Genomic DNA, 11,532 nt, shown 5'->3' on the forward strand with positions numbered 1-11,532 from the left:
TAATAAAAATAAAAATTTAATACTCATCTTTGATAGCATGGACTACCTGGGTATCTAATCCAGTTTGCTCCCCATGCTTTCGTCCCTCAACGTCAGTTCTGACAAAAATAATAGTTTTCACAAATTGGCGTTCCTTTTAATATCAACAGATTTTAACCCTTCATTTAAAGTACCATGTATCACTGATTAACTCCAACCTATTAGTACTTATAAGGTTTTAAAGTTATGCTTTAAGCTTTTAATATAAGTCTAAATAAGTCGTCTACGAACCCTTTACGCCCAGTATAACAGAATAACACTTGCCCCCTTCGTATTACCGCGGCTGCTGGCACGAAGTTTGCCGGGGCTTATTCTGCAGGTACCGTCATTATCTTCCCTGCCAAAAGAGCTTTACAACCCGAAGGCCTTCTTCACTCACGCGGCATCGCTGGATCAGGGTTGCCCCCATTGTCCAATATTCCCCACTGCTGCCTCCCGTAGGAGTCTGGGCCGTGTCTCAGTCCCAGTGTGGCTGACCATCCTCTCAGACCAGCTAAAGATCGTAGGCTTGGTGAGCCATTACCTCACCAACTACCTAATCTTGCGCGGGCCCATCCTACAGCGAATCTCACCTACAATTTACAGTTTACAATCTTCAACCTTTTTAATTTAACATAACGATTAGCCGACCGTTCTATTAAACTCAAAACATTGAAAACTGAAAACTGTAAATTGCAAATTACGATCCTTTCCCCCTAAGGGCGCATAAGGTATTAGCTTTAGTTTCCCAAAGTTATCCCCTACTGCAGGGTAGGTTCCCACGTGTTACTCACCCGTTCGCCACTAACTTTAAACCGAAGCTTAAAATCCGTTCGACTTGCATGTGTTAAGCGTGCCGCCAGCGTTCGTTCTGAGCCAGGATCAAACTCTCAAATTTAATCCTGGGCTAATATTAAACTCTTCAAAAGATTAACATTTCCCAAACACTTGCTCATATATTGCATGTTTACAACAACTTCGTTTAAACCAAAAATCAACCATCACTTGCGTAACAATCTATCTTCGACTTCCATCCAACATGACTTACGTCATATCGAACTTCCGTTAATGTTTAACCGCGCATCATTGTAAATTTTTTACCATGAATTACTTGTTTTACATCTTTCGATCTATCCAAGTTCATGAGCAAGTTTTCTTATTTAACTCACCCCTTCACCAGGACATCTCTCTTTTTATTTCTACTTGTCTATGATCAGTGCCCGATTTTTGTCAGGTCTCCCGCTTTTTTCTGCGAACCGTTTCGGTCTGCTTCGTTGCGGTAAAGATGTTTATAATAGAGTTTCGAACTTCGTGCAAGCCCTTTTTTTAATTATTTTTAAAAAAAGTTGTTTTATTTCATTTTTCCTAGGATTTCCGCCATTTTTTAATTTAAAATTTTGGAAAGGAAACGAAAGAAACGCTGCTTGAACCATAAAAAACTCTACTTCCAGTATTCATTATACCCACAGATTCGAAATGCAATCAAGTATTAAATAATGAAGTGATTTATCGCACTAAATTTTCATTTTAATAATGGTTAATTTCTATCTAGATTATGAATATCTAATGCTTTCTTATGTTTTTTCTATATTTTCTAAAGCCTCTTATTTCATAGATGCTCTAAGGCCCTCATCACTTCCAGTATGATCAATAGACTTCTTTCGAAACTCTACTACTCTGGCCAATTGATGCGTCGTTTCAGTACTCAAGTCCTCATATATGAAGAATACAGAACGCCCTTCCGTGCCGAACCTTCTATCACTCGCCTCACACCAGCCACTTTCGAAAGAAGCCTAATATCGTCCATATCCTCTTCCTACTTCAAATTATTGAACGCATCAATTTTCTAGATTCGATATGTTTATTGGAAAATTGGCAATTTAACTTTATATAAAAGCTTGAGTTTCCATCGTTGCTGCATAACAATCCAAAAATAGTGATGCTCTTATATGTGTTGATTGGTTGATTGTCAGACTTGATCATCATACCGCCCTAAAAATGAGCGATGATTCATGACGGTGAAATCCCTTTGTTTTTCTTTAGTGTCGATAGCTTTAAATAAGTTATTTTAATTCTAGAGTTCATGCTCATATATAGATATACGTAGCAGGTCTCATCAACCTTGCTTCTTATGCAAACAAGTGAACTATACGCAAACCTCTAATCGATCCGTCAAAAAACTGAAATTTAGAAAAAGCGCATTAACTTACGCAAGAAAGAACTGACATATAATGCTCATTTATACATAAGCATTAAACAGAGATATATATGTTTGAAATTAAACGATTTTAAATATCTTTGGAAAGTATTCTTTTATATCCAACGAAATATTATGCCTAATTACAATACGCCATAAAAAAACGTATAATACTTCTAACAATTAAAAAAATATCTTATGTTAATAAACAAATAATTCAATAATTTTTTTCAATAAATATTACTTTGTCAATATTTGTTAAATACATTACATAAGAATATTTATCATTTTTTGTATTTTTTTCTATAAAGTCATCATCTAATACTGATTTATTCGTGATGATTTTCCAAAACTCACTATACAAAACACTAGGGACATAAATATTAAATGCGTTCGTTTTATACAAATAATAATCTTCATTTACTAAAACATTATCATGCTGGGCTGAAATCTCAAATGCTGCATTGACCTTTTTTCGTTGAAATTCCATTGTAGGAGAAATCAACTCCCTATTGTAAGCATTTTTACAAAAACCAACTAATAAAGATTTTGTATCAGGATAATCAATAACGGCATAACAATTGCCAACCAAATTTATTATGATTAAAATTAAAATTAATTTCAACTTACTACTACCCATATTAACATTAATTTTCATCAAACTATCCATCTTTGTATTTAATCATACAATGATATAGCTTTTAATAATAAAAATAGCAAGAGAAATTGATTTACGTAAAAAACAGTTTCCCTTGCTGTGCATTCAAAGTTATAAATTATTCGTCAGTATATTTACCTCGTTTGAACGAATTATCAATTGTTATATTTTGATCGCTTGCAGTAGAAACATCATGACTTCGCTTATTCCTAACAGGCACATCAAGTTTTTTACTCTCTGCTGCTTTCCGCAGTGCTTTAAGATCTTCTATTTCTTGTAATTTTAGCTTTCTATAATTATCCGAAAGCTTATTTACAACAATAATAGTTTTGTAAGGCACCCTTACAACATCTTTATCACCCAAAATCGTAAGACACGATGTATATAAATATTGCATTACATCTAAATCAAGACATCTAAAATCATTAATCAATGAATTGTAAAATGCATTATCAAACGAAACATAATGTACCATCGTATTTTCAATATCATGATACATATATTCCAACAATCTATTAACAGCATTTAAATTTTTGTTATTATAGATTAATGAACATTTTAACAAATTCAATTTATGAAACACAACATTTTCAAATTGAACATATGTACCGTTTAATTGAAAATCAGGTATTGCTCTCAATCTACCTTTTTGACTGTCAATGTATGTTGAATTAATTGTCAAAGGACCAGAATTATACTCATCAAATACAATTTTCTCATAATCAATTAAATGAGAATATGTTTGAGACAATTCATATAAAGCATCAGAAAACCATTTTCGTTTTTCTTCATTCATTATATTATCTGCTTCATGTTTTTTTATTGCTTTAATTAAAGTATATTCAGCAATGTAATCACCCAATTGATTAGGATATTTTTCAATACCTCTCTTTATATGCCTAAAAGAACGCGCTAGGATTAATATTTCTTCTAAAGAACATTTATCTATTGATTGATTAATAACAGTTTTTACTTCATTAAAAGTATATATTTTTTTTTCATCAGGAAAAAATCCTTTTAAAAGATCTTTAGACAAAATCAACCTTGCTTTTTTGTCATCAGAAAAAGAACTTAATTTTTCTTGATCCATCTCTAATGGTTCAACACAACCAAATATTAGTTTATTTCCTGGCTTTGCTTGATATTGATCGAGAAAAAAATTAACGGAAAAGCCATCCAGAAGACCACTTATAGCTGGCAAAGCTGCATCAACTGGTGAAATAATGATCGAATCAAAAAAAGGACTTCTAGAATCCAAAATTTCGATTTTTTTAATTATAGCTACTTCTTGACTTATGTCGGTCTGTGCCTTGGATTCAGTTTGTATTCCAGAAGAAGAACTAACAATAGAAGTCTCACCTTCACCACCAACTGCATTTAAATGATTCGCAGCAAGCAAAAACAAACCTGTGCACAATAAATTTCTTAACATTCTCATAATAAACTCCACAAATTGTAATAAAATATTTTAATATTATTCAATTTAGCACATATAGATCATATTTACAATAAAAATTTAATATTTATATTTAAGTTTACATGAATTCTTCTGTAATTAATTTTACAAACAATACATACAAAAAATTCTTCACATTAAGCTCTTGAAAACGAAAAGTAATAAAACAGCTAACAAAATTACGTCACCCAAAAATGCACCGCTCTTTAAAAATTCATTACCATACAAATTAATGCTTGCCCCTTATCTCATTTAGTCAGAAAATAGAAGCGATATCTTTTTAGAGCTCTAAAACAAAACCAAAAATAAACTTATCCAAAATAAACGAGAAAGGGCCACTTTCATGACACGTAAAAAAATCTCCCTCGTCGGCGCTGGTAATATCGGCGGCACACTTGCTTTTCTTATCGGACTCAAACAATTAGGTGACATCACACTCATTGATGTCGTCGATGGCGTACCTCAAGGCAAAGCACTTGATCTCGCAGAATCCATGCCTATTGAAAATTTTGATGCAACCTTTAAAGGATCTAATGATTACGCTGATCTTAAAAATTCGGATGTCGTCATCGTCACTGCAGGCCTTGCCCGCAAGCCCGGCATGTCACGCGATGATCTTTTGAAAACAAACGCTCAAATCATCGGTGATGTCGCGCATAACATCAAAGCACATTGCCCAAAAGCTTTTGTGATTGTTGTTACCAATCCACTGGATGCTATGGTTCTTGTCATGCAACAAGAAAGCGGCCTCCCCCCCCATATGGTCGTTGGCATGGCTGGCGTTTTAGATTCTGCACGTTTCCGTTATTTCATCGCTGAAGAACTTCATATCGCTGTTGAGGATGTCTCCGCTTTTGTCTTAGGTGGCCATGGCGACACAATGCTTCCCCTTACCCGCTATTCAACGGTTTCTGGCATTCCATTAACGGATGTTGTTAAAATGGGATGGCTGAGCCAACAAAAATTAGACCAAATTATTCAACGCACGCGTGATGGCGGCGCTGAAATTGTAGGGCTTCTTAAAACAGGTTCCGCTTTTTATGCCCCAGCATCTGCGGCGATTCAAATGGCAGAATCATTCCTTAAAGATAAAAAACGTATTTTACCATGCGCAGCCTATCTAAACGGTGAATTTGGTGTTAAAGATCTTTACGTCGGTGTACCTGCTGTTATTGGCTCAAAAGGCGTTGAACGTATTATTGAAATACAGCTTAACGACCAAGAAAAAACACAATTTAATCAATCTGTTGACGCTGTTCGTCAGTTGATTTCGACACTTCAAAAACTAAAAAATGTTGCATAGGAAAAACGTTCATGAATATACATGAGTATCAAGCTAAAAGGCTTCTTGCCCGCTATGGCGTCCCCATTTTAAAGGGTCAAATCGCTTACACACCTCAAGAAGCACATAAAGCAGCCCAAGAAATAAGTGGCAATTTATGGGTTGTTAAAGCCCAAATCCATGCAGGTGGGCGTGGCAAAGGTGGCGGCATTAAACTTGCCAAAACAATTGACGATGTTCAAGCTTTCACCAAACAAATGATTGGAATGAAACTAGTTACGCCTCAAACTGGCCCCAAAGGCAAAGAAGTCAGACGCGTTTACATCGAAGAAGGTTCGCCTTACCAAAAACAATATTACCTCAGCATGCTTATTGACCGCAATTCAAGCCATGTGACGCTTATAGCCTCTTCTGAAGGTGGCGTTGAGATTGAAGAAGTAGCAAGTAAACATCCTGAAAAAATTATTCGACAAGCTTTTGATCCTATTCAAGGATTTCAACCTTATTATGCACGTAAAGTCGGGTTCAAATTAGGCTTAACATCCAGTCAAGTAAACCAATTCGTGAAAATAATTCATGGCCTTTACCAAGCCTTTAACGAATTAGATGCAAGCTTGATTGAGATCAATCCGCTCGTTTTAACGGAAAAAGGCGATCTTATCGCCCTTGATGCTAAAATGAATTTTGATGAAAATGCGCTGTATCGTCAAAAAGAAGTACTCGATATGCGTGATCTTGATGAAGAAGATCCCATGGAGATCGAAGCCAGCAATTCAAATCTTAACTATATCAAACTCGATGGCAATATTGGCTGTATGGTCAATGGCGCAGGGCTTGCCATGGCAACAATGGATATGATCAAGCTTAACAATGGTGCGCCTGCGAATTTCTTGGATGTTGGCGGAAGTGCGACGAAAGAACGCGTCACAACAGCTTTTAAACTTATTTTGTCTGACCCCAATGTTGAAGCCATTCTTGTCAATATTTTTGGTGGCATCATGCGTTGTGACGTCATTGCCGAAGGCATTGTAGCTGCAGCGCGCGAAATCAGCCTTCATGTACCACTCGTTGTGCGCCTTCAAGGCACGAATGTGGATATGGGACGCAAAATATTACAACAATCAGGCCTTCCAATTTTATCAGCTGAAACATTAGCCGACGCTGCCCAACAAATTGTAACCGCCGTGAAGGAGGCTGCATAATGGCTATTCTTATTAACCAAAACACTAAAGTTATCTGCCAGGGCTTCACTGGCGCGCAAGGTACATTTCATTCCGAACAAGCCATCGCCTATGGTACGAAAATGGTTGGCGGCGTGACACCTGGTAAAGGCGGCACGACTCATTTAAACCTGCCCGTTTTCAATACTGTTGAAGAAGCAACCATCACAACAGGCGCCAATGCAACCGTTATCTATGTACCACCACCATTCGCAGCCGATGCTATTTTGGAAGCAATTGACGCGGGTATCGCCCTTATCATTTGCATCACAGAAGGCATTCCGACCATTGATATGGTTCGGGTTAAACGCGCGATTCAAAATACCGGTTCCATTTTAATAGGACCCAATTGTCCAGGCGTTATTACACCTGATCAATGTAAAATTGGCATCATGCCTGGTCATATTCACAGAGCTGGCAAAATCGGTATTGTGTCCCGTTCAGGGACGCTGACTTATGAAGCGGTGCAACAAGTAACAGATGTAGGGCTCGGCCAATCGACATGTGTCGGCATTGGGGGCGATCCTATTCCTGGATCTAACTTTGTTGATATTCTCGACCTTTTCATCAAAGATCCAGAAACACATGGCATTGTCATGATTGGTGAAATTGGTGGCGATGCTGAAGAGCAAGCAGCAGATTTCATCAAGCAATCCAAAACAAAAAAACCAATAGTGTCCTTTATTGCTGGGATTTCAGCCCCTGCAGGTCGCCGTATGGGCCACGCAGGTGCTATCATTTCTGGAGGCAAAGGAACAGCTGAAAGTAAGATCGAGGCATTACGCGCTGCTGGCGTAAAAGTAGTCAACTCACCCGCATTAATTGGTGAAACGATTGCAAAATGTTTCTAAGATAATACTTTAATAACCTAAGCCCTCGCTTTCGCGGGGGTGCTATTTCCAAACGTTTTAAATCTAATAAAAAAAGCCTCCCCAAAAGGAGGCTTTTAATGATCAATTTATAGATTTAATACGAATTGTAAATGGTCTCTTGAGCTCCCCATTTGAATATAACTTACCCTCATAAAAGCTCTGATTTGGATAAGTATAATTGGGTATCTTTAACTCATAATTTTCATTAGTAAGCTTCGATATCATCTTAAAAAGACTTTGATACGAACCATCAACAGAACATTTAAAAACTTTATTATGACTCGCAGATCGCCAGAAAAATTCATTATTTTCAGACAATTCTGCAAAAGAAAAAACACAATCTTTTAAAACAGTTCTTATAACGGGCGATTTTGTTGAAACAAATAAATACACATCTTCATCAAATTTATTGTCATTCGTAAATATATGATATGTAGCTCTAAAGCACTTATCACCTAGAGGTGTTTTTAGACCTGTAAATTTCAACTTTACATTATCCATGGATTCACATGCTGCAGCTGCCCCATAACTAGGTTGATCTTCCAAATCAAAAGCATACAGATAAATAATATTATCTATTTCTTTTATACCACCATTTTCACTTGTACTAAATTCACGTATCTTAAATCCTTTGAAAAATTCTTGATCCGATTTTTTTGAAAAATGAACAAAAGGCCCTTCTTCCACATAACGAACTTCTTCGCTTTCCTCGATATTCAAACTGATATTCTCATTTTCATCAATTTCATCAGATGCAACTACAATCAGCGAATTATCACCATTGTCCTCTTGGTCAATAATATTGTCATTTATCTCGTTATTAGCCACAATCTGACTTTCAGATAAGTCCTGAACATCTTCCCCAACAGTCTGAACAGCATAAACAGATCCGAACAGCAAAATGCTTAAAAGTGAAGCATTTATAAAAATTTTGTGAAACATAGCATCCTCTCTCGATTATTTTTTTGATTTAAAATATGTTAAAAATTTTTATGCAATACATCAATAAATTGAAACACACAGGCAAACATCTATATTTTTTTGTTGTAAAATTGTTTTAAAATTCATAGAGATAAAAAAATTTACGCATTCTTTTATTTGACGACTCATATAAAATTTGATACTCATTTTCAAAACAACCAAACACAATTTTCTAAGGAAAAACATCTTGAAAAGATTACTCAAAACACTTTCTATGCTCGTAATCTGCATCACAATTTCAAATGCCTCATGGGCACTTAATGCAGACAAATTAAAAGAGCTTGGTGAAAATTACATCCAGTTCATGAGCTCCATCGGCAAAGGCGAGGAATTCGCTTCAAAAATGCCTGGGATTTTCCACCCAGATTGTGAAAAAATTGAAAACGGCACATTGCTGTTAAATACATTTGATGGACATGTTGCACAACTTCAAAAAGCATTTGATTTTCTTGGGTGTTGGACAATTGAACCCCTTAACATCTTACCGACCGCCATGGAAAATAAATGTGTTATTTATTTCAAATGGTACACTGATAAATTAGAACCACATGCAACCATGGCTATTTTAAGCTTTAATGAAGACGGCTTCATGACTAAAATTGATGAAATGTGGAATAAATATCAATCCAAAACACTGGTATCGGATGAATGAAGGCGGATCAGCTGCGTGCCGACTTCATATCATTACCCACAAGTAAATTAAAATATTGATAATAATAACAATTATTCACCCACCTCCTACGTCCCGCGACTTGTTCGCGGGATCCAGAAAGTAAATAAAGAAGATAATCATTGTCCAATTTATACAATATTGACTTTTGAAAAGATCGCCTAGATCCCGCGAACAAGTCGCGGGACGTAGGAAGAGGTGGCGTTTATATTCACGGGAATGATATGTGCCGACTTATGTGTGGCACATAGGCATTGATAATCAATCCTTAATCTTTTTCTTCATCAGATTTTTCAGCATCTGAAATATTTGAATTCACGTCACCAACATCATCTTCATCAGATTTATCTTCGTCCGAATCATTTGAATCCACATGAACCTCATCATCGCTATAGTGATCACCATCATACTCACGCATTACTTCGTTTACGATTGTACGAATTGCTGTATTCTCGTCAGCATTTTGACCCAAAATTACATCTGGTTTTTTCTTCACATAATTAAAGATATGCATGAAGAAATTATAAACAGATCTATATTTATCATCATGCGCATAAAAAAGACTATAAAAAAGCAACGTAAATTTATGTTCTGGGACAATAGGTGAAAGTTCGACCAAGATATTTAAACATTTGTGATGATCAAGGTTTTCAATATCAAAATGCTCAGCCCCAATATTTTCCAATTTTGCAAATGTATCCTCTGCTAATTTTCTAAGATTTTCAATTTGCGCGTTATTTTGCGTCACAATCGCATGATAAACAAGCAAGCAATAATCTTCTGCTGAAACAGGCGACTGTTCTGGCTTATCAAGGTAAGGTAACAAAAGAAGTACTAATTTAGAAAATTTAGAAAAATTATAAAACGAACCATTTTCATTATCAACAAAAGGATTACCCACCCAACTTTCAAACATTTGATTGGCATTTTGTGAGAGTAATTTCATTGCATATTTTTTATAAAAAGGATGATTCAAAAGATCTATAATTGTATTCATTTCTTCACAAGCATCTTCATCCTCTTCCATTTCATCAAGCAAATGATAGACATCTAATTTTCTTGAAATCACTTCCCATAAAAGGTCGCGAATTTTTTTATTGGCCTCTAAAGAACCACCCATCGTAAAATCAGGCGTTTTAATAGCAAGATCTGCCGCTTCTTTAAGCATTCTTTCCCATTGATAGCATTCTTTTTTTACATCTTTAAGCAATTTATAATATGCATAAGGTAAAACAGCCCCATTATTTAAAGAATTATCATAAAATTGATCAATTTTTTCTTTCATTAATACAAATTCATTTTTGGGAGCTTCCATGCCAAAATATTTTACTTTGATTGGTTTTTTTTCAGGCATCTTATATTTTTTCAAAAGCAATCTAATGCCTTTATTCATTTCAAAAGATCCACCAAGCACATATTCTTGATGTGCACTTGCTTCAATCTGAAACTGTTTTAATTTTTCTGTAGCATCATCACTTTTGTAATCTTCTGAAAGAATATCTAAAGCTAAATAATATTGTAGTGGTAAATTCTTACCCGTTCTTCCATTTTTTTCACTATGTTGGATACATAACTCAATCAATTCTTTTTCTGATTTTTGTAACAATTCACCCAATATTACTTTAATCGTCTCAAAATCAAAAAATTCAAAATACGTATTCTTTAATTTTACAAGTTCAAAAGTGCCAATCTCAGACCCCGAATATGTTCTTTTTACAACAAAAACATATCCTCTATCATTTTTTTTACCCTTCTCAATATAAATTTTTTCATGCAAGCATTGTTGAATAACATCAGGTATTATTAACAAATAATAAGATGTTTTTTCAGTATAACTAGTTGTATGCTTTAATAAGTTTCCATTTTTTTGAATATCAAGAATATCTTTATACTCTATAAAAGCACAATCATCAAACAATGATACAGCAAAAACAAATTTTGGTAGTGTAATCAATAAAAATAATAAGCAAAATATTTTACTATTTTTTCTCATACAATAAATTCCTATTTTTTTCATCATGATTTCCTATTTAATTTTTTACAATAAAATCTTATACACGATTTTTTATTAAAAATATATAAGTAAAAAACACTTAATTTCTTACACACAACAAAAAAAACATGCCATTGAAAAAATTGATTGAGTCCGTAAATTTTAAGACAACATCCCTATCTTTT

Annotated in this window: 8 protein-coding genes and 1 rRNA gene; 4 read left to right on the forward strand and 5 right to left on the reverse strand. The window is 34.9% G+C overall.

Annotated features, from left to right (window positions below; translation table 11 throughout):
* From Q8L85_03335 to Q8L85_03345, 3 genes are all read right to left on the reverse strand, one after another.
* Positions 1-916: ribosomal RNA gene (locus Q8L85_03335) — 16S ribosomal RNA — on the reverse strand; the annotation flags it as partial.
* A 1,516-nt stretch (positions 917-2,432) separates the two neighbouring features.
* A complete protein-coding gene (locus Q8L85_03340) occupies positions 2,433-2,873 on the reverse strand; it encodes a hypothetical protein (GenBank protein MDP1723715.1) in 441 nt (146 codons plus the stop codon).
* 118 nt (positions 2,874-2,991) lie between these two features.
* A complete protein-coding gene (locus Q8L85_03345; protein MDP1723716.1) occupies positions 2,992-4,311 on the reverse strand; it encodes a hypothetical protein in 1,320 nt (439 codons plus the stop codon).
* A 361-nt stretch (positions 4,312-4,672) separates the two neighbouring features.
* Between Q8L85_03345 and mdh the strand changes: the two genes are divergently transcribed.
* The 3 genes from mdh to sucD are packed head-to-tail and all read left to right on the forward strand — an operon-like array spanning position 4,673 to position 7,682.
* Complete coding sequence (mdh, locus tag Q8L85_03350) at positions 4,673-5,632, forward strand: malate dehydrogenase (GenBank protein ID MDP1723717.1); 960 nt, start codon at positions 4,673-4,675, stop codon at positions 5,630-5,632.
* Between the two features lie 11 nt (positions 5,633-5,643).
* Positions 5,644-6,813, forward strand: coding sequence for an ADP-forming succinate--CoA ligase subunit beta (gene sucC, locus Q8L85_03355; GenBank protein MDP1723718.1), 1,170 nt, complete (start codon positions 5,644-5,646; stop codon positions 6,811-6,813).
* Positions 6,813-7,682 (forward strand): succinate--CoA ligase subunit alpha, encoded by an 870-nt coding sequence (sucD, locus tag Q8L85_03360; protein MDP1723719.1) that lies wholly within the window; start codon positions 6,813-6,815, stop codon positions 7,680-7,682. Before sucC ends, sucD begins: the two co-directional genes overlap by 1 nt.
* A gap of 102 nt (positions 7,683-7,784) precedes the next feature.
* Here sucD and Q8L85_03365 read toward each other — a convergent pair whose 3' ends face one another.
* Positions 7,785-8,645: a hypothetical protein gene (locus Q8L85_03365; protein ID MDP1723720.1), complete on the reverse strand. Its 861-nt coding sequence runs from the start codon at positions 8,643-8,645 to the stop codon at positions 7,785-7,787.
* 226 nt (positions 8,646-8,871) lie between these two features.
* On the opposite strand from Q8L85_03365, the gene Q8L85_03370 reads away from it, so the two are divergent.
* Entirely contained in the window at positions 8,872-9,336 is a 465-nt protein-coding gene (locus Q8L85_03370; GenBank protein MDP1723721.1) for a hypothetical protein, read from the forward strand.
* A 286-nt stretch (positions 9,337-9,622) separates the two neighbouring features.
* Here Q8L85_03370 and Q8L85_03375 read toward each other — a convergent pair whose 3' ends face one another.
* A complete protein-coding gene (locus Q8L85_03375) occupies positions 9,623-11,347 on the reverse strand; it encodes a hypothetical protein (protein ID MDP1723722.1) in 1,725 nt (574 codons plus the stop codon).
* Positions 11,348-11,532 lie beyond the last annotated feature (185 nt).

Source organism: Alphaproteobacteria bacterium (assembly GCA_030680745.1).
Lineage (GTDB): Bacteria > Pseudomonadota > Alphaproteobacteria > JAUXUR01 > JAUXUR01 > JAUXUR01.

Excerpts from the sequence above, each read along its gene's own strand:
- Q8L85_03340 (MDP1723715.1), bottom strand. The coding sequence starts at position 2,873 with ATGAAAATTAATGTTAATATGGGTAGTAGTAAGTTGAAATTAATTTTA.
- Q8L85_03345 (MDP1723716.1), bottom strand. The coding sequence starts at position 4,311 with ATGAGAATGTTAAGAAATTTATTGTGCACAGGTTTGTTTTTGCTTGCT.
- mdh (MDP1723717.1), top strand. The coding sequence starts at position 4,673 with ATGACACGTAAAAAAATCTCCCTCGTCGGCGCTGGTAATATCGGCGGC.
- sucC (MDP1723718.1), top strand. The coding sequence starts at position 5,644 with ATGAATATACATGAGTATCAAGCTAAAAGGCTTCTTGCCCGCTATGGC.
- sucD (MDP1723719.1), top strand. The coding sequence starts at position 6,813 with ATGGCTATTCTTATTAACCAAAACACTAAAGTTATCTGCCAGGGCTTC.
- Q8L85_03365 (MDP1723720.1), bottom strand. The coding sequence starts at position 8,645 with ATGTTTCACAAAATTTTTATAAATGCTTCACTTTTAAGCATTTTGCTG.
- Q8L85_03375 (MDP1723722.1), bottom strand. The coding sequence starts at position 11,347 with ATGAGAAAAAATAGTAAAATATTTTGCTTATTATTTTTATTGATTACA.